At 72.7% G+C, this 22935-nt stretch carries 19 protein-coding genes; 10 read left to right on the top strand and 9 right to left on the bottom strand.

What is annotated here, in order from left to right:
- Window positions 1–38: 38 nt before the first annotated feature.
- The 3 genes from ACH4K4_RS21485 to glgX form a co-directional block, all read right to left on the bottom strand.
- Entirely contained in the window at window positions 39–1943 is a 1905-nt protein-coding gene (locus ACH4K4_RS21485; RefSeq protein WP_398169238.1) for an ABC transporter ATP-binding protein, read from the bottom strand.
- A complete protein-coding gene (locus ACH4K4_RS21490) occupies window positions 1940–3850 on the bottom strand; it encodes an ABC transporter ATP-binding protein (RefSeq protein WP_398169239.1) in 1911 nt (636 codons plus the stop codon). The genes ACH4K4_RS21485 and ACH4K4_RS21490 overlap by 4 nt, the downstream gene beginning before the upstream one ends.
- Window positions 3851–3968: 118 nt before the next feature.
- A complete protein-coding gene (gene glgX / locus ACH4K4_RS21495) occupies window positions 3969–6188 on the bottom strand; it encodes a glycogen debranching protein GlgX (RefSeq protein ID WP_398169609.1) in 2220 nt (739 codons plus the stop codon).
- 442 nt (window positions 6189–6630) lie between these two features.
- Here glgX and ACH4K4_RS21500 point away from each other — a divergent pair, with 442 nt between their 5' ends.
- The 7 genes from ACH4K4_RS21500 to ACH4K4_RS21530 all read left to right on the top strand — a co-directional run bounded on the left by ACH4K4_RS21500 (window position 6631) and on the right by ACH4K4_RS21530 (window position 13571).
- Complete coding sequence (locus ACH4K4_RS21500; RefSeq protein WP_398169240.1) at window positions 6631–7821, top strand: Ig-like domain-containing protein; 1191 nt, start codon at window positions 6631–6633, stop codon at window positions 7819–7821.
- 223 nt (window positions 7822–8044) lie between these two features.
- On the top strand, window positions 8045–9268 hold the full coding sequence (locus tag ACH4K4_RS21505) for an Ig-like domain-containing protein (protein ID WP_398169611.1): 1224 nt from the start codon (window positions 8045–8047) through the stop codon (window positions 9266–9268).
- An 80-nt stretch (window positions 9269–9348) separates the two neighbouring features.
- Window positions 9349–10116, top strand: coding sequence for an enoyl-CoA hydratase-related protein (locus tag ACH4K4_RS21510; RefSeq protein ID WP_360135449.1), 768 nt, complete (start codon window positions 9349–9351; stop codon window positions 10114–10116).
- A gap of 275 nt (window positions 10117–10391) precedes the next feature.
- Window positions 10392–10934 carry an ATP-binding protein gene (locus tag ACH4K4_RS21515; protein WP_398169241.1) on the top strand — a complete coding sequence of 181 codons (543 nt, stop codon included), beginning with the start codon at window positions 10392–10394 and terminating at the stop codon, window positions 10932–10934.
- A 446-nt stretch (window positions 10935–11380) separates the two neighbouring features.
- The gene (locus tag ACH4K4_RS21520; RefSeq protein ID WP_398169243.1) at window positions 11381–11872 is read left to right on the top strand and encodes a hypothetical protein; all 492 of its coding nucleotides are present in this window, start codon (window positions 11381–11383) and stop codon (window positions 11870–11872) included.
- A 59-nt stretch (window positions 11873–11931) separates the two neighbouring features.
- Window positions 11932–12747, top strand: a complete 816-nt coding sequence (locus ACH4K4_RS21525; protein ID WP_398169245.1) for a DsbA family protein — start codon at window positions 11932–11934, stop codon at window positions 12745–12747.
- Window positions 12744–13571 carry a cytochrome c biogenesis CcdA family protein gene (locus tag ACH4K4_RS21530; protein WP_398169246.1) on the top strand — a complete coding sequence of 276 codons (828 nt, stop codon included), beginning with the start codon at window positions 12744–12746 and terminating at the stop codon, window positions 13569–13571. The genes ACH4K4_RS21525 and ACH4K4_RS21530 overlap by 4 nt, the downstream gene beginning before the upstream one ends.
- A 72-nt stretch (window positions 13572–13643) precedes the next feature.
- Here the strand turns inward: ACH4K4_RS21530 and ACH4K4_RS21535 are convergent, their stop codons facing one another.
- From ACH4K4_RS21535 to ACH4K4_RS21550, 4 genes are all read right to left on the bottom strand, one after another.
- The gene (locus tag ACH4K4_RS21535) at window positions 13644–14969 is read right to left on the bottom strand and encodes a deoxyguanosinetriphosphate triphosphohydrolase family protein (RefSeq protein ID WP_398169248.1); all 1326 of its coding nucleotides are present in this window, start codon (window positions 14967–14969) and stop codon (window positions 13644–13646) included.
- Between the two features lie 9 nt (window positions 14970–14978).
- On the bottom strand, window positions 14979–15323 hold the full coding sequence (locus ACH4K4_RS21540; RefSeq protein ID WP_398169249.1) for a hypothetical protein: 345 nt from the start codon (window positions 15321–15323) through the stop codon (window positions 14979–14981).
- Window positions 15324–15496: 173 nt separating this feature from the next.
- Window positions 15497–16327, bottom strand: a complete 831-nt coding sequence (gene nadE, locus ACH4K4_RS21545) for an ammonia-dependent NAD(+) synthetase (RefSeq protein WP_398169251.1) — start codon at window positions 16325–16327, stop codon at window positions 15497–15499.
- Between the two features lie 73 nt (window positions 16328–16400).
- Window positions 16401–16955 (bottom strand): GH25 family lysozyme, encoded by a 555-nt coding sequence (locus tag ACH4K4_RS21550; RefSeq protein ID WP_398169252.1) that lies wholly within the window; start codon window positions 16953–16955, stop codon window positions 16401–16403.
- Window positions 16956–17459: 504 nt separating this feature from the next.
- On the opposite strand from ACH4K4_RS21550, the gene ACH4K4_RS21555 reads away from it, so the two are divergent.
- From ACH4K4_RS21555 to ACH4K4_RS21565, 3 genes are read left to right on the top strand one after another with little or no spacing between them, the layout of a single operon-like run.
- On the top strand, window positions 17460–17723 hold the full coding sequence (locus ACH4K4_RS21555; RefSeq protein WP_398169253.1) for a hypothetical protein: 264 nt from the start codon (window positions 17460–17462) through the stop codon (window positions 17721–17723).
- A 57-nt stretch (window positions 17724–17780) separates the two neighbouring features.
- Window positions 17781–18449 carry a class I SAM-dependent methyltransferase gene (locus ACH4K4_RS21560; protein ID WP_398169255.1) on the top strand — a complete coding sequence of 223 codons (669 nt, stop codon included), beginning with the start codon at window positions 17781–17783 and terminating at the stop codon, window positions 18447–18449.
- Window positions 18446–19462 (top strand): HNH endonuclease, encoded by a 1017-nt coding sequence (locus ACH4K4_RS21565; protein ID WP_398169256.1) that lies wholly within the window; start codon window positions 18446–18448, stop codon window positions 19460–19462. The genes ACH4K4_RS21560 and ACH4K4_RS21565 overlap by 4 nt, the downstream gene beginning before the upstream one ends.
- A 99-nt stretch (window positions 19463–19561) precedes the next feature.
- Here the strand turns inward: ACH4K4_RS21565 and ACH4K4_RS21570 are convergent, their stop codons facing one another.
- Both ACH4K4_RS21570 and ACH4K4_RS21575 read right to left on the bottom strand, forming a co-directional pair.
- A complete protein-coding gene (locus ACH4K4_RS21570) occupies window positions 19562–20944 on the bottom strand; it encodes an L-serine ammonia-lyase (protein ID WP_398169258.1) in 1383 nt (460 codons plus the stop codon).
- 113 nt (window positions 20945–21057) lie between these two features.
- The gene (locus ACH4K4_RS21575; RefSeq protein ID WP_398169260.1) at window positions 21058–22722 is read right to left on the bottom strand and encodes an APC family permease; all 1665 of its coding nucleotides are present in this window, start codon (window positions 22720–22722) and stop codon (window positions 21058–21060) included.
- Between the last annotated feature and the right edge of the window lie 213 nt (window positions 22723–22935).

Raw genomic sequence — 22935 nt, forward strand, 5'->3', positions numbered from 1 at the left:
GCGGGCCGGCCCTCGGCCGGACGGCGCGCGGCCGCCGCTCACACCACGCTCTCCCGCCACGCCTGGTGCAGCTCCGCGTAGCGGCCGCGGCCGGAGACGAGGTCGGCGGGGGTGCCGTCCTCCACGATGCGGCCCCCGGACATGACCAGGACCCGGTCGGCCGTTTCAACGGTGGACAGGCGGTGGGCGATGACGACCGCCGTACGACCGCGCAGCACCGTGTCCATGGCGCGCTGGACCGCGCGCTCGCCGGGTATGTCGAGGGAGCTGGTCGCCTCGTCGAGGATCAGCACGGCCGGGTCGGCGAGCAGGGCGCGGGCGAAGGCGACGAGCTGCCGCTGGCCGGCGGAGATGCGCCCGCCGCGCTTGCGCACGTCGGTGTCGTACCCGTCGGGCAGGGCCGCGATGAAGTCGTGCGCGCCGATGGCCCGCGCGGCCTGCTCGATCTCCTCGCGGGTGGCGTCCGGGCGGCCGATGGCGATGTTCTCGGCGACCGTGCCGGAGAAGAGGAAGGCCTCCTGGGTGACCATCACGACACTGCGGCGCAGGTCGGCGGTGGACAGGTCGCGCAGGTCGACGCCGTCGATGCGGACGCTTCCCGTATCGGGGGAAGGGTCGTAGAAGCGGGCCAGCAGCTTGGCCAGGGTGGACTTGCCCGCGCCGGTGGCACCGACGACGGCGACCGTACAGCCGGCGGCGAGGGCCAGGTCGAAGCGCGGCAGCACTTCGCCGCCGGTGCGGTACGCGAACCGGACGCCTTCGAAGGTGACGTCGCGGCCCGGCCGGGAGCCCGGCCGGGCCGGCAGTGGGACCGGATCGGCGGGTTCCGGGACGCTGGGGCGCTGGGCGAGCAGCCCGGCGATCTTCTCCAGCGAAGCGGCCGCCGACTGGTAGGAGTTGAGGAACATGCCGAGCCGGTCGATGGGGTCGTACAGGCGGCGCAGGTAGAGCACGGCGGCCGCCAGGACGCCCAGGGCCAGCCCGCCGGAGGCCACGCGGTACGCGCCCCACAGGACCAGCGCGGCGATCGCGACGTTCGCCACCAGGCGGGAGGAGACGACGTAACGGGCCATCTCCAGCATCGCGTCGCCGTTGCTGCGCTCGTGCCGGTGGTTCAGCCGTGCGAACGCGGCGTCGTTGGGGCGCTCGCGCCGGAACGCCTGGACCGGGCGGATGCCGTTGACCGTCTCCGTGAACTTCACGATGACGGCGGCGATCGCGGACGACTTCTCGCCGTAGACGCGGATCGAGCGGCGCTGGAAGGAGCGTACGAGGAGGTAGAGCGGCCCGGCCGTGGCGACGGCGGCGGCGCCCAGGCCCCAGTCGAGGTAGAGCAGCGTCGCCGTGATGTAGACGGTGGCCAGGACGATGCCGATCAGCTCCTGGAGCCCCTCGTTGAGCAGCTCGCGCAGCGATTCGACGTCGGTGGTCGCGCGGGATATCAGCCGGCCCGAGGTGTAGCGCTCGTGGAAGTCCAGGCTCAGCGCCTGGCCGTGCCGGAAGATCCGGCCGCGCAGGTCGAGCAGCACGTCCTGGCTGATCCGCGCGGACAGGCGGATGAAGGCGTACTGGAGCCCGCCGGAGGCCGTCGCGCACAGCAGGTAGGCCACGGCCACCGCGATGAGCGGGCCGTGCCCGCCCGCGCGGAGGGCCGGTACGGCGTGGTCGATGGCGTAGGCGACCAGCAGCGGCCCGGCCTGCACGGCGGCCTGCTGGAACAGGAGGAGGACGGCCGCCGCCCAGACGCTACGGGTGTGCGGCCGCAGCAGCGAGGCCAGCAGGGAGCGCGAGGCGCCCTTGGCGGTGGGCAGGACGTCCTGTTCGAAGGCGTCGGGGGCGGCGGGGGCGTCGGGGGCGGTCTGGGGAGGGGAAGACGGCCGGGGCGTGCCGTCACCGTCCGGCGCGCCCTCCGTGGCCGTACCGGCACTCGTGCTCGTGGTCATCGCACGCTCTCCCCTTCGCGTCGGGCGGCGCCCCTGCCGTCCGCGGCGCCGGACATCAGCGCCGCGTACTCCGGGTTGTCGCGCAGCAGTTGGTGGTGGGTGCCGACCGCCGCTATCCGCCCGCCGGACAGCAGCGCCACCCGGTCGGCGAGCAGGACCGTGGACGGGCGGTGCGCGACGACCAGCGCGGTGGTGGTCGCCAGCACCTGCCGCAGGGCCGCCTCGACCAGTGCCTCCGTGTGGACGTCCAGCGCCGACAGCGGGTCGTCCAGGATCAGGAAGCGCGGCCGGCCGACCACCGCGCGGGCCAGCGCGAGCCGCTGCCGCTGCCCGCCGGACAGGCTCAGCCCCTGCTCGCCGACCTCGGTGTCGCGCCCCTCGGGGAGCGCGTCGACGAAGGCGTCGGCCTGGGCGACGCGCAGCGCCCGCACGAGGTCGCCGGTACCGGCGTCGGCGCCGCCCATCAGGACGTTCTCCGCCGCGGTCGCGGAGAACAGCGTCGGTTCCTCGAAGGCCACCGCGACCCGGGTGCGCAGCTCGTCGCGGGGCAGTGCCGTGACGTCCGTGCCGTCGAGGGTGATGCGGCCGCCGGTGGCGTCGTAGAGCCGGGGGACGAGCGCGGTCAGCGTGGTCTTGCCGCTGCCGGTCGCGCCGACCAGCGCCATCGTCTCGCCGGAGCGTATGTGCAGATCGACGCCCTGGAGGGTGGGCGGCGCCCCGGCGGGTGCGTCCGGATAGCGGAAGGTGACGTCGTGGAAGCGGAGCCCGTCCGGCGCCCGCCCGTTCCCCAGCGGCCCGCCGCCGCCCCGCCCGTCCTCTTCGGGCCCGCGCACCGCGGCCGCCTTGCGGGCGTCGTCGCGGTCCGCCACCGGTTCGTCCAGGACCTCGAAATACCGGTCGGTGGCCGCCGCCGCGTCGTTGCTCATCGCCAGCAGGAAACCGATCGACTCCACCGGCCAGACCAGGGCCAGCGCCGTGGACAGGAACGCGACGAGGGTGCCGGCCGACAGGCCGCCGTCGGCCACCTGGACCGTGCCGATCACCAGCGCCGCGCCGATGGCCAGCTCCGGGAGCGCCATGATGGAGGCCCACAGGGCGGCGAGCAGCCGCGCCTTGCGCAGCTCGGTCGTACGCAGCCGGGCGGTCATCGCCCGGAACGCACGGGCCTGGCTGCGGTGCCGGCCGAAGCCCTTGATGATGCGGATGCCGAGGACCGACTCCTCCACGACCGTGGTCAGGTCGCCGACCTGGTCCTGGGCCCGGCGCGCCGCCACCGCGTACTTCGCCTCGAAGACCGAGCACAGCACGATCAGCGGCACGACCGGCGCCAGCAGGACCAGCCCCAGCGACCAGCGCTGGACCAGCAGGATCCCGAAGCCCACCAGGATCGTGGTGGCGTTGACGAGGAGGAACGTCAGCGGGAACGCCAGGAAGAGCCGCAGCAGTTGGAGGTCGGTGGTGCCCCGGGACAGCAGCTGGCCGGAGGCCCAGCGGTCGTGGAAGGCGACCGGCAGCCGCTGCACGTGCCGGTACAGGCGCTCGCGCATCGCCGCCTCGACGCTCGCCAGGGGGCGTGCCACCAGCCAGCGCCGCAGTCCGAACAGGCCCGCCTCCGCCAGCCCGAGCAGGAGCAGATACCCGCCGCCCAGCCACGCGCCGGCCGGGTCCCGCGCCGCGATCGGCCCGTCCACCAGCCACTTGAGCACCAGGGGGATGACCAGCCCGATACAGGACGCGACCACCGCGACGAACGCCGCCGAGAACAGCCGCACCCGCACCGGCCGCACGAACGACCACAGGCGCAGCAGGGAGCGCACGGCGGAGCGCCGGGCCACCGGGTCGCGCGCGCCGGCGGGAGCGGGGTCGTCGGGCTGCTGCGGACTCGTCACCTTCGCTGTATCGGCCATCGGAACCGAGAGTACGGGGCACCACTGACAGCGCTCACCGAATTTTCGCCGGGGCGCGCGGGACACCCGGGACCGGGGAGGCGGCCGCGGTCGCCCGGCCCGCCGGCCCTTCAGCCCGTCAGTCCGCCAGCACGCGCAACAGCAGCACCGACCGCTCGGGGACGGTGAGCCGGGCGCCGGCGCGCAAGGTGGTAGCGGGCGGCTCGTCCTGGTCCTCGCGGGAAGTGTCGACGACCAGCTCGTACGCGTCGGCCCAGGGCGGCCCCGGAAGGGTGCAGGCGGCCGGGCGGTGGCCGGTGTGCAGGACGGCGAGGAAGCTGTCGTCGGTGACCGGGCAGCCCTCCTGGTCCCGCTGCGGGATGTCGGTGCCGGAGAGGTACATGCCGAGCGTGGTGGTGGGCGCGTACCAGTCCTGTTCGGTCATCTCCGTGCCACGTGGGGTGAACCAGGCCAGGTCGCGCAGGCCGTCGGGGCGTTGCGGGCGGCCCGAGAAGAACGCGCGGCGGCGCAGTACGGGGTGGTCGCGGCGCAGCGCGATCAGGCGCGACGCGAGCGTGGCCAGCGCCCGCCAGCCCGGGTCGCGGAGCAGGGACCAGTCCACCCAGCCGGTCTCGTTGTCCTGGCAGTAGGCGTTGTTGTTGCCGTGCTGCGTACGGCCCATCTCGTCGCCCGCGACCAGCATCGGGACGCCGGTGGACAGCAGCAGGGTGGTGAGCAGGTTGCGCAACTGGCGGCGGCGCAGGGCGCGTACGGAGGCGTCGTCGGTCTCGCCCTCGGCGCCGCAGTTCCAGGAGCGGTTGCCGTCGGTGCCGTCGCGGTTGCCCTCGCCGTTGGCCGTGTTGTGCTTGTACCCGTAGGACACCAGGTCGCGCAGCGTGAAACCGTCGTGCGAGGTGATGAAGTTGACCGAGGCGTACGGGCGGCGCCCGCCCCACGCGTAGAGGTCGCTGGACCCGGAGAGCCGGTAGCCGAGGTCACGGACGTCGGGGTGCGCGCCGCGCCAGAAGTCGCGCACGGTGTCGCGGTAACGGTCGTTCCACTCCGTCCACAGCGGGGGGAAGGCGCCGACCTGGTAGCCGCCGGAGCCCACGTCCCAGGGCTCGGCGATCAGTTTGACCCGGCGCAGCACCGGGTCCTGCGCGATCACGGCGAGGAACGGCGAGAGCATGTCCACGTCGTGCATGGAGCGGGCCAGCGCCGCCGCGAGGTCGAAGCGGAAGCCGTCCACGCCCATCTCGGTGACCCAGTAGCGCAGCGAATCGGTGATCAGGCGCAGCACGTTGGGCTGGACGACGTGCAGGGTGTTGCCGCAGCCCGAGTAGTCGGCGTAGCGGCGGCTGCCGTCCGCCAGGCGGTAGTACCCGCGGTTGTCGATGCCGCGGAAGGACAGGGTGGGGCCCAGCTCGCTCGCCTCGGCGGTGTGGTTGTAGACGACGTCGAGGACGACTTCGATACCGGCGTCGTGCAGGGCCCGCACCATCCGTTTGAACTCGCCGACCTGCCGGCCGCGGGTCCCGGAGGCGGCGTAGGCGGCGTGCGGCGCGAAGTAGCCGATGGAGTTGTAGCCCCAGTAGTTGCGCAGGCCGCGGCGGAGCAGGTGGTCCTCGTGGGCGAACTGGTGGACCGGCATCAGTTCGACGGCGGTGACGCCGAGGCGGGTGAGGTGGGATATCGCGGCGGGGTGCGCGAGCCCCGCGTACGTGCCGCGCAGTTCCTCGGGGATGTCCGGGTGGCGCATGGTGAAGCCGCGCACGTGCAGTTCGTACAGGACGGTGTCGGACCAGGGCGTCTTGGGCCGCCGGTCGTCCATCCACTCGTCGCCGCCGTCCTCCGGGTCCCCGTCGCCGACCACGACGCCCTTGGGGACGTACGGGGCCGAGTCGCGGTCGTCGCGCACGGTGTCGGCGACGTGCTGCTGCGGCCAGTCGCGCACGTGCCCGTACACCTGGGCGGGGAGCGTGAACTCGCCGTCCACGGCGCGCGCGTACGGGTCCAGGAGCAGCTTGGCCGGGTTCCAGCGGGCGCCGGCCCAGGGGTCCCAGCGGCCGTGCACCCGGTAGCCGTAGCGCTGGCCCGGCCGTACACCGGGCAGGAAGCCGTGCCAGATCTCGTGCGTCAGCTCGGTCAGCGCGCGGCGGGTCTCGCGGCCCTCGTCGTCGAAGAGACATACCTCGACGGCCTCCGCACCGCCCGCCCAGAGCGCGAAGTTGGTGCCCGCGACGCCGTCGGGGCCCGTACGGTAGCGGGCCCCGAGAGGCTGCGGGCTGCCGGGCCGTACCGGCGCGGGCAGCGAGGCGGCCTGCGGATCCGGGCCAGGCGCGGTGGCGGGCGCGGACAACCGGGCGGGGGGTACGCGCACCCGGTGGCCGTTGACGGGCGCCGAACCGTTCCCCTCGGGGCCGGCGCCGGGCTCCGGGTCCTTGCGGGGTGCCGCGCCCTGCGGGCCCTCGCGGTCGTGCTGTCCGCTCCGGCCGCCGTGTTCGCCCCGCACGTCCTGCACTGACTCCTTATCGGGTGCGCTCGACACAGGGCAGCCTCCAGCGGCTCAGGGCTCGGTCGGACGGGGCCCCGCGCGGCGTCCCGGCCGCGCGCCCGGCCCCGTCCTCCCCTGGGTTCTTCCCGCAACGGGCCATCGGCTCACGTTTCTCCGCGCCGGGCGCGTCGTTGATCTGTCCGTGACCTATCGCGGTGTGACATATCGGGACACGAGGCAGCTGTCTCCCGTCCGGGGGGTTCCGGTACGGCGGGCCCCGCACCGCCGCGGCGGCCGGCCGTCCGCCGTGACGGCCGCGGCCGTCACCGCCGCCGTCCTGGCGGGCGTTGCGGCACTGGCCGGCTGCGGCGTCCCCGAGGCGCTGACCGGCGGCAAACCGCGGTCCCCGAAGGAAGCCATCAGGGTGTCCCCGGACGACGGCGCGAAGGACGTACGGGCCTCGGACCGCATCCGGGTGCGGGTACCGGACGGGCGGCTGGAGCGGGTCGCGGTCAGCCGCATCGAGGACGACGGGAGTACGCCGATGCCGGGCCGGATCGCCCCGGACGGGCTGAGCTGGCGCCCGACCGCACCCGCCGCCGGGCTCGCACCGGCCGCCCGGTACGTGGTGGACGCGGTCGCGCTGGACGGGCACGGCCGCCGCTTCGCCCGCCACACCACCTTCACCACCTACGTGCCGCCGCACCGCTTCGTCGGCTTCTTCACGCCGGAGCACGGCGCCACCGTCGGCACCGGCATGATCGTTTCGTTGGAGTTCAACCGCCCGGTCGCCGACCGCGCGGCCGTCGAACGCGCCGTCTCGGTCACCGCCCGGCCCGCCGCCGAGGTCGCCGCGCACTGGTTCGGCGCCCGCCGCCTGGACTTCAGGCCCCGCACCCGCTGGCGGCCCGGTACCGAGGTGACCATGGACCTGCGGCTGCGCGGCGTCCAGGCGGCCCCCGGCGTCCTCGGCACCCAGCGCAAGAAGGTGCGGTTCAGGATCGGCCGGGATCAGACCAGCCGGGTTGACGCGGCGGCGCACACGATGACGGTGTGGCGCGGCGGGCGGCGGCTGGCGACCCTCCCGGTGACCGCGGGCAGCCTCGGCAGTCCCACGTACAACGGGAAGATGGTGATCCTCGAACGGCACCCGGTGACCCGCATGGACGGGGACACGGTGGGCTTCGGCGGCGAGTACGACATCCCGGACGTGCCGCACGCGATGCGCCTGACCACCTCGGGAACGTTCCTGCACGGCAACTACTGGGCGACCCCGCGGATCTTCGGCGGCTCCAACACCAGCCACGGCTGCATCGGGCTGCGCGACACCCGGGGCGGCGGGCCCGACACCCCGGCCGGCTGGTTCTACGAGCGTTCGCTGGTCGGCGACATCGTGGAGGTCGTGCGCTCCCGCGACCGCGTGGTCGCGCCCGACAACGGCCTCGGTGGCTGGAACATGCCGTGGCAGAAGTGGCGCGCGGGCTCGGCACTGCCGTAGAGGCGTCGTGACACGGGGTTGAATCCGGACGAGTTCGGGGCGAACCGGACTCCCATCCGTGCGTTCCCGCCCCACGCCTATCACTTGAGGCCGAATGGTGACATCGCCGGGTGAAGCCACTGTCAGTGCGGTGTGGTTATCTATCGGCTGAGCGTGCGTGGGTAGGTATGCGCGTACGGGGGAGTGCGGGCCGGGCGAGGGAACAAAGGGGCCAGTCGTGAACGTGCAGCAGGGGCATCCGGTGCAGGGGACGTGGCGGGGACGGCGGCGGAGCAGCGGCGCGCTGCTCGCGCTGCTGCTCGGAGCGCTGCTGATACTGGTCACCGCCTGCGGCGGCGACGACAAGAAGCCGGGCGGCGGGACCGACGCGGACAAGCAGCCCTCGCAGGCCGGCGTGACGATCACGCCGGCGGACGGCGCGAAGGACGTGGCCACCGACGGCGCCCTGAAGGTGACCGCCTCGCGGGGCAAGCTGTCCTCGGTCAAGGTCAAGGACGACAAGGGCAACGCGGTCGCGGGGAAGCTGACCGGCGGCTCCGTGTGGCAGCCCACCGGCAAGCTGCGCGCGTCCACGACGTACCAGGTCGACGCCGTCGCGGTGGACGACCAGCTGCGCGAGTCCGCGCGGCACTCGACCTTCACCACCCTGGTGCCGAAGAACACCTTCGTCGGCCGGTACGTGCCGGAGGACGGCCAGACCGTCGGCGTCGGCATGCCGGTCTCCGTCAACTTCACCCGGGGGATAACCGACCCCGAGGCGATCGAGAAGGGCATCAAGGTCACGGCCGAGCCCTCGGTGCCGATCGCGGGCCACTGGTTCGGCAACGACCGCCTGGACTTCCGCCCGGAGAAGTACTGGGCCCCCGGGACGAAGGTCACGCTCAGCATCGACCTCAAGGGCGTCGAGGGGCGGCCGGGCGTCTACGGCACGCAGTCCAAGCGCATATCCTTCACGGTCGGCCGCAGCCAGGTGAGCACGGTCGACGTGAAGGCGAAGGAGATGTCCGTCGTCCGCGACGGCAAGAAGATCAAGACGATCCCCGTCACCGCGGGCGCCCCCGGCACCGAGACGTACAACGGCCAGATGGTGGTCAGCGAGAAGCACGAGGTCACCCGGATGAACGGGGAGACCGTCGGGTTCGGCGGCGAGTACGACATCGCGGACGTGCCGCACGCCATGCGGCTGAGCACGTCCGGCACCTTCATCCACGGCAACTACTGGTCCGGCCGCTCGACGTTCGGTTCCCGCAACGCCAGCCACGGCTGCATAGGCCTCTTCGACCAGCGCGGCGGCGGCGACAGCTCCACCCCGGCCGCCTGGTTCTACGCCAACTCGCTGATCGGCGACGTGGTCACCGTCAAGAACTCGCACGACGAAACGATCGCTCCGGACAACGGGCTCAACGTGTGGAACATGTCCTGGGAGAAGTGGCGGTCCGGCCGGTAGGCCCGCCGGCGGTCACCGGCGTCCCGGCGTGACCGAAGGGCGCCGGTCCGCGCCGCGTTAACGCGGACTAACCTGCCCCCATGACTGTGAACTTCGAGGTCGCCGAGGGCGTCGGCACCATCCGCCTGGACCGCCCGCCGATGAACGCACTGGACGTCGCCACCCAGGACCGGCTGCGCGAGCTGGCCGAGGAGGCCACCCGGCGCGAGGACGTGCGCGCCGTCGTCGTCTGGGGCGGCGAGAAGGTGTTCGCGGCCGGCGCGGACATCAAGGAGATGCAGGACATGGACCACGCCGCCATGATCGTGCGCTCCAAGGCCCTCCAGGACTCCTTCACCGCGGTCGCGCGCATCCCCAAGCCGGTGGTCGCCGCCGTCACCGGTTACGCGCTCGGCGGCGGCTGCGAGCTGGCGCTCTGCGCCGACTTCCGGATCGCCGCCGACAACGCCAAGCTGGGCCAGCCGGAGATCCTGCTCGGCCTGATCCCGGGCGCTGGCGGCACCCAGCGGCTGGCCCGGCTGGTCGGCCCGTCCAAGGCCAAGGACCTGATCTTCACGGGCCGCCAGGTCAGGGCCGACGAGGCGCTGGCCATCGGGCTGGTGGACCGGGTCGTGCCCGCGGCCGAGGTCTACGAGCAGGCGCACGCCTGGGCGGCCCGGCTCGCGGCCGGCCCCGCCATCGCCCTGCGGGCCGCGAAGGAGTCGGTCGACGCGGGCCTGGAGACCGACATCGACAACGGTCTGACGATCGAACGGAACTGGTTCGCCGGCCTGTTCGCCACCGAGGACCGGGCGACCGGCATGCGCAGCTTCGTCGAGGAGGGGCCGGGCAAGGCCAAGTTCGCCTGAGGCGTATGCGGTTGGCGGGGTCCTTGAGGAGGGGCCGGATGCCGATGCCTCGTGCGGGCGAATCGCGGTAAACGCCGCAACGCCCCGGAGGGGCCCCGCCCACCGCGCCTGATCATCGGGTAGGCACATGAAGTTACCGCAGGCCAGCACGGTTTTGGCCGGACTTCTCAGGCCTTCGGCATATGCCGCGGCAGGGGTCCGGAACCGGCTATTCCGGGCAGGGTATTCCCTCCGTTCCGCCCCCGTGACGCCCCGGTAACAGCCATGATGGGGGCATGGCGGGCCTCGAAGGAACGGAGCAGCCGCGGCCGCGGAGCGGCACGGCCGCCGCACGCTGGGGACTTCCCGGAGGTCTCCCGGGTGCGGGCGGGGAGGGCGGCCCGGCCGACGAGGACGATCTCGCCGCCAGGGCGCTGCAACTGGTGGGTGACCCCACCCTGGACGAGGTGCGGCTGCCCTCCCGCCCCGAATCCGCCCTCACCGCCCGCCGGCTGACCCAGTCCGTGCTCCTCAAGCGCTGGTCCCTGTCGGCGCAACTGACCGAGCACGCCGTCCTGTTGGTCTCCGAGCTGGTCGGCAACGCCGTCCGGCACACGGGCGCGCGCACCTTCGGGCTGCGGATGCTCCGCCGCCGTGGCTGGATCCGTATCGAGGTGCGCGACCCGTCCCGCGGCCTGCCCTGCCTGATGCCCGTCCACGAGATGGACATCAGCGGCCGCGGCCTCTTCCTCGTGGACAAGCTCTCCGACCGCTGGGGCGTCGACCTGCTCCCGCGCGGCAAGACCACCTGGTTCGAGATGCGGGTCATCGACCGCTGAGCGGCGATACCGGCCCGGCCGTACGACAGGGCCCCGGAACGCGACTGGGGCCTGCCCGCGGAATACGCGGGTGAGGCCCCAGTGTCGACCGCCGGCGGGCGAAAGGGGTGTACCCGCGGGGTCTGGACGACCTGGCCCGGGTCAATGGGGGTCGCTGCACCGACTATGGCAGGCCGGTCGCGACCTTGCCAAAGGTGCATTACGGACAGATGACGTCGTAAGTAGATCAATCACAGGAAGATCAAAGGTGAGCTACGCCACCGGCCTTGCATTCAGTGGTTAGGTAATCGATTCCTTCAATGGTTATGCGATCAAGATCGTGGGGTGTACAAGCAGTTCCGCGCCGGGATCCCCAGGGCGGCGGTCGGTCGTCGGTGACCGCGCCCGCAATCCGTAGGATGGGCCGCTCACGCGCCGGGAGAGGGAAGCGGAAGGAGGCACGAGGCATGGAACGCGTACGCCGCGCGGCCACCGCGACCCTGCTGCTCCTGCTCGCCGTCACCTTCGGGCCCCTGCTGTGCCGGGTAGGCGGCGCCCAGCCGGCGCCCGCGGCAGGCACCGCGGTGGCGCAGGCCGCCGCCGTCACACCGCCCGCCGCCGTCATACCGGCCGCCTCCGCCGGCCGCGGCACACCCGATCGCGCCCCCTCAGGCAGCGGCACACCCGAGCGTGCCGCTGCCGAGCGGACCGAGGCCGGTCCGGCGGCCGGCGTCCCGGTGGCCGAGGGGACGAAGAAGTGCTCACGCCAGCACGCCCCCGGCCAGAACGAGTCGGTCCCGGTCCCCACCCCGAACCGCGGCGAGCCGTCCGCGCCCGCCGCCACCGGCCCCGCCCCGCTCGCGGCCGACGGCCCCGCCTGCTTCGCGCTCGCCCGCCCGCCCACCGGCACCGCGCCCGCCACCGACCACACCGCCCTCCTGCCCGTACTGCGGATTTAGACCGCCGCCCAGCGCACCGGCCGGCCATCCATCCACCCCAGTACGTCTGGAGCACCCGCATGCCCGCTTCCGCATCACCTACCCGCAAGATCGCCGCCGTCGGCGCCGTCCTCGCCCTGGTCGTGGCGCTCGTCGCCATCGGCATCGCCGTCGGCAAGGCCGTCGAGGGCGGCTCCGGCAGCGCCTCGGACACCCCCGGCGCCGCCGCCTCCGTGTCTCCCCAGGAGGACGACGGCCAGCAGGCGCTCTACGACCAGCTCGCGCGGCAGACCAGCCGGCGCGTGGACGGCGACCCGCTCGCCGTCGGCAAGAAGGACGCCCCCGTCGTCCTGGTCGAGTACGCCGACTACCAGTGCTCGTTCTGCGGGCGCTTCACCCGCGAGACACAGCCCGAGCTGATCAAGAAGTTCGTGGACGACGGCACGCTGCGCATCGAGTTCCGCAACTTCACCATCTACGGCGCCGACTCCGAGCGCGCCGCCCGCGCCTCCTGGGCCGCCGGGCAGCAGGGCAAGTTCTGGCAGATGCACGACGAGCTGTACGCCAAGACCAACAAGGGCAGCGCCCTGGCCGAGGACAAGCTCGTCGAGATGGCCCGCAAGAGCGGCGTCGCCGACCTCGACAAGTTCCGCACCGACCTCGGCAGCCCCGCCGCCGCTGCCGCCCTGAAGAAGGACCAGGACGAGGGGTACGGGCTCGGCGTACAGTCCACGCCGTCCTTCCTCGTCAACGGCCGACCCATCGCGGGAGCCCAGGCCACCGGGGTCTTCGAGCAGGCGGTCACCCAGGCCGCCGAGCGGGCGAAGCAGGCCGGCAAGCCCGGCGCCCCGGAGAAGGGCCAGGGTTCCGGCAAGGCGGAGGAGCCGGCGAAGTGAACATCGGCTACCTCGCCGCCTTCCTGGGCGGCGCCCTCGCCCTGCTCAGCCCGTGCAGCGCGCTGCTGCTGCCCGCCTTCTTCGCCTACTCCCTCTCCCACCCCGGCCGGCTGCTGGCCCGTACCGGCGTGTTCTACCTGGGCCTCGCCACCACTCTGGTCCCGCTCGGCGCGGCCAGCACGGCCGCCAGCCGGCTGTTCAACGGCCACCGGGACCTGCTCGTCGCCATCGGCGGCTGGGTGGTCATCGCCATGGGCGTCGCCCAGATCCTCGGCCTCGGCTTCGCCTTCAAGCGCGCCCAGCGGGCAGCGGCGCGGATCACACCGCGCTCGGCCGTCTCCACGTTCCTGCTGGGCTGCGTCTACGGCCTCGCGGGCTTCTGCGCCGGGCCGATCCTGGGCGCGGTGCTGACCGTGACGGCGGTCAGCGGCTCCCCGGTCTACGGGGCCTCGATGCTCGCCGTGTACGCGCTGGGCATGGCCCTGCCCCTGTTCGTGCTCGCGCTGCTCTGGGACCGGTTCTCGCTGGGCAGCCGGGGCTGGCTGCGCGGCCGGGAATTCACCGTCGGAAAACTCCGGCTGCACACCACCTCGCTGCTGTCCGGCCTGTTCTTCATCGGCATCGGCGTGCTGTTCCTGACGTTCAACGGGACCAGCGCGCTGCCCGGAATCCTGGACGCGGACTCTGAGGCCCGCGTCGAGGAGTGGGCCACGCGGATAGGGAACGCCGTACCGGACTTCGTGCTGGTCGCGGTGGTCGCGCTCATCGTCGCGGCGGTTCTGGGACGTATCGCGCTGCGTCCGGAGAAGCGGCGGCAGGACTGAGGCACCCGGCCCCCGGGCTCCGGCGTACCGGCCGCTTCGAGGCAGGTACACCGGGCCTGGGGCCGCCGCGGTTCACAGCCACACGTTGTCGCTGACCGACCCCAGTCCCGTACCGGACAGCCGCCGGTGCAGGGCCACCGCCTGGTCCTCCGTGAGGGAGGCGACGTGGTCCGCCGCGGCCCGCAGCCGGTCGCCGTGCAGGGACAGCTCCTCGGCCCGGTCGGCGGGCAGCAGTTCCGGTGCGTCGTGGGTCCAGCGCAGCAGCTCGCCGACGATGCGGCGCTTGCCGTGCTGCTGCGTGGCCAGCGCCGGCCGGTCGATGACGTAGCACCACACCAGCTCCTTGAGCAGGTCACAGGCGGCGCGCCGCTCGTCCGGGATCACCAGGCGGGCCCCGTAGCGGATCGCATCCGGGCCGCCGACCTCCAGCTCGATGCCCCGGGTGAGGTACGCGATCAGGTCGGCGGTGCGGCGGTTGACCGCGACCGCGTCCTCGTGGCCGCCGCTGTACGGCGCGTGCACGGCCAGCCGCTTGCCGATGTCCGCCATCAGCAGCCGCGCCGCGTCCCGGTCGAACGCCTGGCCCGCGCGCGCCCGCTTGGCCTGTACGTAGTCCAGGAAGCGCCGGGTCTCCCGCTCGGTGTCGCCGCCCGCCGCGCCGGCCGGCGGGAAGAGCGCGGCCAGCGGGATCAGGCCGGTGCGGTAGAAGTCCTCCACGTCGTGGCAGGCGTAGGTGACGTCGTCGGCCCAGTCCATGACCTGCTCCTCGACCGGTACGGCGGTGTCCGTACGGCCCGCCCTGACCCAGGCGAACGCCTCCCGGTCGGCGACGTACACGCCCCACTTCACATGGCGCGCCGGGCTCTGGTCGACGGGCGCCCGCTCCCACGGGTACTTCGTCGACGCGTCCAGGCAGGCCCGGGTCAGGTGCAGGCCGCGGTGGCCCGGGTACTTGTGCGCGGCGAGGAAGGTGAGCACCCGCAGCGTCTGGGCGTTGCCCTCGAAGCTGTCCAGCACACCGTCGGCGCAGCGCAGCTCGTCCATGGTCGTGCGCAGCGCCAGCTCGCCGGCGTGCCCGAACGGCGGGTGGCCGATGTCGTGCGCCATGCAGGCCGCCTCGACGAGGGCCGGGTTCGGGCCGCCGTACCGGCGCTCCAGCCGCTCGGCCATCCGCCGTCCGAGCTGCGCCACCTTCATCGAGTGCGTCAGCCGGGTGTGGTACGCGCCCAGCTCGGCGCTGGCCACCACCTGGCTCTTGCCGGCCAGCGCCCGCCACTGGGTGGAATACAGGATCCGGTCCACGTCGTGCTCGAATCCGGAGCGCTGCCCGTCGTCGGGCACCCGGCGCCGCAGGGAGTGCTGTTCCAGGTCTTCGTCGCTGTACTTGGCCGGTCGCATGGGCGGATGCTACGCGCTGCGCCGGAGGTGCCCTCCCCGGTCCCGGTGATACGGCTGGTGGGGGCCGGCGTCCGCACGGCGGCGGCGGTCGTTGCACAGCAGGCACTTGCCGTACCCCGCAGGCAGCGGGTCCTCGGGGTCGCCGTACAGCGGATCGACGGCGCCGTGGGGATGTATGGCGCAGCCGGTCGGCCCGGTCGCGGTGCTCAGCGAGCTGGCGGCGGTCAGCGCCTGCCGCAGGACGTCGACGAGCTGGTCGGCGTCCCGCCGGGTGGGCGCCGCCTGGAGGGAGGAGGCGATGTCGGATGCGGTCGTCAGCGCGGTCTGGAGTTCGCGCAGGTCTGCGTAACCCATGCTCCGGAGCGTAGAGGCCCCCACTGACAGTTGATCTTCCGATCGCATTTCACGGCTTCGCATGACCCCATGCATGCCCGCCGCCGGCCACGATCGCGCACATCTTCGGTGACCGTCCCCTTGCCGGAGCATGACGGGCAAGGGGACGGGGCCCGGGAGCGGCCCGGTGCCGCTCAGGGAGCGATCGGCAGCTCGCGCTTGTGGGCCGTGGCGTGGTAGCGGCGCACGATCGACTCGTACGCCTGCTCGCCGACCGGCTTGCCTTCGAGGAAGTCGTCGATCTCGTCGTACGTGACGCCGAGGGCGTCCTCGTCCGGCTTGCCCGGGTCCAGCGTCTCCAGGTCGGCGGTCGGCACCTTCTTGACCAGCTCGGCCGGGGCACCCAGCGCCTCGGCCACGGCCCGCACCCGGCGCTTGGTCAGACCGGTGAGCGGGACCACGTCCGCCGCGCCGTCGCCGAACTTGGTGAAGAAGCCGGAGACCGCCTCGGCGGCGTGGTCGGTGCCGACGACCAGGCCGTCCTGGGCGCCCGCGACCGCGTACTGCGCGATCATGCGCTGCCGGGCCTTGATGTTGCCCTGGACGAAGTCCTGGTGCCGGTCGTCCCGGAAGGTGATCCCGCCGGCCAGCGCCGCCTGGAGCATCGCGTCGCTCGCCGGGCGGATGTCGACGGTCAGCAGCCGGTCGGGCTTGATGAAGTCCAGCGCCAGCTGCGCGTCGTGCTCGTCGGCCTGGACGCCGTACGGCAGCCGCATCGCGTGGAACGTCGCGTCGTGCCCGGCCGCGCGGACCCGCTCCACCGCCAGCTGGCACAGCCGGCCGGCGGTGGTGGAGTCCACGCCGCCGCTGATGCCCAGGACCAGCGCGCGCAGGCCGGTGGACGTCAGCCGCTCCGCAAGGAAGGCCACCCGGCGCTCGATCTCGGCCTGGGCGTCGAACGACGCGGACACCTGGAGATCCCGGGCGATCTCCTGCTGCTGGGACGTGGACGCCGGGTCGTTCACGGCTGCTCCTTCACACGAGGGGCCAGCGCGCTGCGCAGTGCCTGCGCGGTGCTGGTGCGGACACCTACAGACTCTATGCCGGAGCCGCCCAGTTCTTCAGGGCGGCCCTGTCCGGGAAGTCGGCCACGTCCTTGTCCAGCGGCCGGCTCGTGTACTGGTGGAAGAGCCAGTCGGCCTTGATGCGCGGTTTCCCCGCGGACACGTAGTCGGCGATCCACAGGCCGTCGGCGGCGTAGGAGGTGGTGTCGTGGTTGAGCCAGAAGTCGCGGTTGCAGTAGAGGATCACGCGGTGCGTGGGCCGCAGCCGCTTGACCTCCTTCAGGAACTCGTCCTTCTGGGCGTTGCTCGCGTACGTGCCGCCGCCGGTGCGCTCCCAGTCCGCCGCCAGCAGGTCGCCCTCCACGGACGCGCACTTGTCGACGAAGTACTTCGCCTGCGCCGCGATGTTGCCCGGCCACAGGAAGTGGTAGAAGCCCACCACGCAGCCCGCATTGCGGGCCTTGGCCGCCTGCGCGTTCTGATGCGGGTTGATGTACGAGCGGCCCTCCGTCGCCTTGATGATCACGAAGTCCAGACCGGTTGCCGAATACGACGGGTTGTGGGAGCTGACGTCGACGCCATGCAGCATGAGCGGCCTCCTGTCGACCGAAAACGATCGATTACGATGCGTCACCTGGTGTTATCAGCAGTTCAACATGTCCACGGCATCTTCCGCCAGGGGTCGGCGGCGAACTTCCGCTGATCACGGCCCTATTGATGCGCGATCGGTCGTCTGTGGCGTTCTCCGATCACTTGTGACCGGCTGCCCGGAACGGTAGCCATGTGTAGGCATCGGAGCCCTCGGATACCGGGGAGGGGTTACGGGTCCCGGCCGGTGAAGGAGCACGGTCGGCCAGGGAACCACCACGCTTCGGCCAGGCCCGTGCGCCGGCCCCGTACGCCACCACCCGGCACTGCCGCACCGGGAGAACCCCACGTCACTACTTGGCCCGTAAACGATTCATCACCGGCCCAGATGTTCGCCAAGGCGCGCATGTACCGGCACGGAGGCGAGCAACACCCCCCTGGGTGACGGTGGTCGGCACCGCCGCCACCGGCACCGTACGCACCGCCCGCCAGGGGGAGGCTCGTCATGGAACACCAGCACGGCGGCACACAGTCACGCTGTCCCGCGGCGCCCGCCAAGGATCCGACCCCGTGCGAAGGGCCGCGCGAGGCGGCGACGATCGTCTACCGGCACGGGCAGGAGGTCGCGGGCTGCGTCCACCACTGCGCCCGGCTGCTGGCCGGCCTCGAAGGCGCCCGCGTCCACCCGTTCGTCCCGGCGTCCAGCGCCCTGGAGGTCTACCTCCGGGCCCGCGAACTGCCCCCGTTCGCCTGGGAAATAGGCAAGTGAGCGGGGGGCGTGAGCGGGCCGGGCGGCGTTGTCAGTGGCGGGTCGTAGTGTGCGGGTATGACGAGAACGGGCAGGGGAGCGGGCGGCCGGGCGGGTGACGCGCGACGCCCGGCGGCCGGGGCCGCGCCGGGCGTCCAGCCGTACTACGCGCGAGCGGCGGAAGCACTGGCCGAGCGGTATGAGAGCGTCCGGTTCGAGACCGTGCACCGCGACTTCCTGCCCCTGCTGCCCGCGGCCCCGGCGCGCGTCGCCGACATCGGCGCGGGTACCGGCCGGGACGCCGCCGCGCTGGCCGCCCTCGGCCACGACGTCCTGGCCGTCGAGCCCGTCGCCGAGCTGCGCGCCGTCGGCAGACGGCTGCACCCCACCCCGGCGATCCGCTGGCACGCGGACTCCCTGCCCGCCCTGCCCGGCATCGAGGACCGGGAGGGGAGCTTCGACCTGATCCTGCTCTCCGCCGTGTGGATGCACCTGGAAGCCCCGGCCCGCCCGGTGGCCATGCGGCGCCTGCACACCCTCCTCGCCCCGGGCGGCCGACTGCTCCTCTCCCTACGGCACGGCCCGCCACCCGCCGACCGGCGGATGTACGACATCCCGGCCCCCGAAACAACCGCCCTCGCCACCCGGCACGGCCTGAGCCCGCTCCAGGAGAGCACCGGCACGGACGCACTCGGCCGCGCCGACATCCACTGGAGCCACCTCGCCTTCGAGAAGGAGCGGACGTGACCCACGACGACTTCTACGCCGCCGACCCGTCGGCCCGCGCGTCCTGGCGGTTGGCGATCCTCATGGGCCGCAACTCCCGCACGTACAAGTTCGCCCTCGGCAACGCCCTGCTGCACCACGCGGCCCAGGGCCACACGGAAATCCCGCTGCGCGACCTCGCCGCCCCGTATGCGATGACTCTTCTCGAACGCGCCGCCCAGGCCCCCCAGGCGCCGGAGGGCACGGCCGCGCGCGAGACGGACTTCCTGACCGTCGCGGCGCGCGAGAGCGCGGAGTCCCGCCGTCTCGGCCGCCCCACCGAGCGGCTGCTGGACGCCGCGGAACGGTCGATGCAGCTGATGGTCATGCGCAAGTTCCACCACCACGGCGGTGCCGAGGTGCCCCACCGCTTCTACGAACTGGCCGGCAGCCCGCGCAACCGGACGGTGCTGCTCAGTTCCGCTCTCGGCCGGGTGGCCGGGTCGTACGGGGTCGACGGGCTCCGTGCCGAGCTGGACGCCCGGTGGAGCATCGTGGAGAGCTCCTTCGCGACCGGGACAGGCCGCACCCTGATAGAGGAGGGCGTCCGCGTCGACCGGGAGACACTGCACCTGACGGACCGGCGCCGGCGCCGTCCGGTCACCGGTGTCGCCGCGGCCGTGGCCGGGTTCCAGCACGGGCGCTGCCACATATGCGACGAGCCGGTCGGGCCCGCCGACCGGATCGCTGTCGACCACGTCTTCCCGTTCGCGCTCATGCGGCGCTTCGAGAGTGTCGGCGGCTGGCGCGGGCCGGACCTGGACGCGCTGTGGAACCTCGCCGTCGCCCACGAGAAGTGCAACGGAACCAAGAGCGACCGGATGCCGACCGAGGAGGAGCTGACGCGGCTGGCCCGGCGGAACGAGGCGATCATGCGGTCGCCCCGGCCGCTGCGGACGACTCTGCGGATCAGTCTGGAGGGAGCCGGGCGCGGCCGGCGGCGCATATCCGGCTGGACCGCGTTCCTGCGGGAGGTCGGGAAGGTCTGCGCCTGAGCGGCCGGGCCCGGCTCACGGCGTGCCGGGACCGGCTCGCAGCGTGCCGGCCCCGGGGCAGGGCGGAGGCCCGTCCCGGTCTTCGGCCGGCCCCGCCCGTCAGCACTCGATGATGTTGACCGCCAGCCCGCCCCGCGCCGTCTCCTTGTACTTGACGCTCATGTCGGCGCCGGTGTCCTTCATGGTCTTGATGACCTTGTCGAGGGAGACGTGGTGGCGGCCGTCGCCGCGCAGGGACATGCGGGCGGCGGTGACGGCCTTGACGGCGGCCATGCCGTTGCGTTCGATGCACGGGATCTGGACGAGGCCGCCGACCGGGTCGCAGGTCAGGCCGAGGTTGTGCTCCATGCCGATCTCGGCGGCGTTCTCGACCTGCTCGGGGGTGCCGCCGAGGACCTCGGCCAGGCCGCCGGCCGCCATGGAGCACGCCGAGCCGACCTCGCCCTGGCAGCCGACCTCGGCACCGGAGATGGAGGCGTTCTCCTTGAAGAGCATGCCGATGGCGGAGGCGGCCAGCAGGAAGCGGACCACGCCGTCCTCGTCCGCGCCGGGCACGAAGTTGATGTAGTAGTGCAGGACGGCGGGGATGATGCCGGCCGCGCCGTTGGTGGGGGCGGTGACGACCCGGCCGCCGGCCGCGTTCTCCTCGTTGACGGCCATCGCGTAGAGGGTGGTCCACTCCATCGCGTGCGCCTCGGGGCTGCCCTCGGCGCGCAGGGCGCGGGCGCCGTTGGCCGCGCGCCTGCGGACCTTCAGGCCGCCCGGCAGGATGCCCTCGCGGGACATGCCGCGGGACACGCACGACCGCATGACCTCCCAGATCTCCAGCAGCCCGGCGCGGATCTCCTCCTCGGTGCGCCACGCCTTCTCGTTCTCCAGCATGAGGGAGGAGATGGACAGGCCGGTCTCGCGGGAGAGGCGCAGCAGCTCGTCGCCGGTGCGGAAGGGGTACTTCAGGACGGTGTCGTCCAGCTTGATCCGGTCCTCGCCGACCGCGTCCTCGTCGACGACGAAGCCGCCGCCGACGGAGTAGTAGGTCTTCTCCAGGAGCGGGGCGCCGGCCGCGTCGTAGGCGAAGAGGGTCATGCCGTTGGCGTGGTACGGCAGGGAGCGGCGGCGGTGCAGGATCAGCTCGGTCGACTCGTCGAAGTCGATCTCGTGGTCGGTGCCTATCTCCGCGCCGAGCAGCCGCAGCCGGCCGCTCTTGCGGATCCGCTCGACCTCGTCGTCGGCCGTCTCGACGTCGACGGTGCGAGGGGAGTGGCCTTCCAGGCCGAGCAGGACGGCCTTGGGGGTGCCGTGGCCGTGGCCGGTGGCGCCGAGCGAGCCGAAGAGTTCGGCCCGTACCGCCGTCGTCTGCGCGAGCAGGCCGTCCTTCTTGAGGCGCCCGACGAACATGCGGGCGGCGCGCATCGGTCCGACCGTGTGGGAGCTGGACGGGCCGATGCCGATGGAGAAGAGGTCGAAGACGGAGATGGCCACGGTGGCGGACTCCCTTGTCTGCTCGTGGTGGACGGTGGAGCAAAGGGGCGGACGAAACAGAAGGTACGTTTCTGCGCCGACTGTCGAGCCTAACCCGGACGGCGGACAGACTTTCAGACGGAGGCCATCGGACGGCTGTCCTCCGGGACAACTACGGAAGACGCAGTGGGGGCGGTCCCGCCGTCGAGTACCGGGTCGGGCCCGGGCAGGCCCGCCCGGTGGGCGAGGACCCCGGCGCGTACTGCCCAGTAGTAGAAGGCGACGGCGGAGAGTGCGACGAGGGCGATGTCCAGGCCGCCGGGGACGACGCCGTGGCCGCCGAAGTCGGGGCTGCCGAGCGCGGACAGCACGGACATCCACACCAGGAAGCCGACCAGCCACCAGGCGGGCGCGAAGTGCCTGCGCAGATTCCGCTCGCCGCGGCACCGCAGCACCACCGCGGCGACCGGCGCCGCGATCAGCGTCAGCAGCGCGACCTTGCCGGTGTCCGGCCACTTCGACCAGTACAGCGCGCAGGCCGCGAAGGCGAAGGTGAGCGGGCAGAGGACCTTCGCGGCGGGCAGCCGGAACGGGCGCGGCAGGTCCGGCTTGGTCTGCCGGAAGACGCCGACCGCGATCGGGCCGATGAGGTACGAGATGACCATGGCGGCGGAGATCACGCTGGCCAGCGCGTTCCAGCTGTGGCCGACGGTCACCAGCAGCAGGACCGAGAAGCCGAGGTTGAGCCACATCGCGGGGCGGGCGGTCCCGTACCGGGGGTGCACGGCGGCCAGCTTCTTGGGGAAGAAACCGGTCTCGGCGAGGTTCTGGACCATGTACGCGGCGGACGCGACGTTGGCGATGTTGGAGCCGGCCGGCGAGATGAAGGCGCCGAACTGGAGCATCGTGACGACCCAGTGCAGCATCAGGACCTTGGCCAGGTCGGCGAAGGGCGAGTTGAAGTTCACACCCTGCCAGCCGCCGGCCCGGGCGAGCTGCTCGGGCGGTACCGCGCCGAGGTACGCGGCCTGCAGCGCGAGGTAGATCACCAGGCCCAGCGAGAGCGCGCCGACCAGCGCGATCGGAATGGCCCTGCCGGGGTTCTTGGCCGCGCCGCCGAGGTTGACCACGGCCTGGAAGCCGTTGAAGGCGAAGACCACGCCGCAGGTGGTCACGGCGGTCAGCACGGCGGGCCAGCCGTACGGGGCGAAGCCGCCCTGGGCGGTGAAGTTCGAGGTGTGGAAGCCGGAGGCGGCCAGCGCGGCCACGGCCAGCACCGGGATCGCGAACTTGACCAGCGTCAGGACCGTGTTGGCGCGGGCCAGCAGCTGGACCGACCAGTAGCAGGTCAGCCAGAGCGCGAAGGTCAGCAGCAGCGCCACGCCCATGCCGGCCGTGGTCAGGTGGTGGGTGGCCGGGTCGACCAGCCCCTGGGCCCAGCCGAAGCTCCAGGACGACATGTACTGGGTGGCGGCGATGGACTCGATCGGGATCAGCGAGGCGACCGCGATCCACACCGCCCAGCCGGTGAGGAAGCCGAGGACGGGGCCGTGCGAGAGGTGGCCGTAGCGGGCCATGCCGCCGGGGATGGGATAGGCCGAGCCGACCTCCGCGTAGGACATCGCGATCATGCCGATGAAGACGGCGCCGATGACCCAGGCGACCAGTGCGGCGGGCCCCGCCACCTGGGCGGCGGCACCGGCACCGAAGAGCCATCCGGAGCCGAAGATCGAGCCGATGCCGATCATGATCAGGGCGAAGAGACCGATCCCCTTGCGGTTGCCCGCGCTCATGTCCATGCCGTGCGTGTTCCGTCCTGCTGTGGTGCGAAGGGCCCCGCGACGTTGAGGGGCCGTTCTCAGCCTATGGGGCGGAAAATCACCGTAAGGCAGACGGAAAAGCCGTGGGGGCGGGGGGGGCCGCCCCCCCGGCCCCCCCCGGTGGAGCCCCCCCCCCCCCCCCCCCCGCCCCGCGGGGGGGGGCGGGGGGGGAAAGAGAGACCCCCCCCCCGG

Source organism: Streptomyces sp. NPDC017529 (genome assembly GCF_044329785.1).
GTDB lineage: Bacteria > Actinomycetota > Actinomycetes > Streptomycetales > Streptomycetaceae > Streptomyces.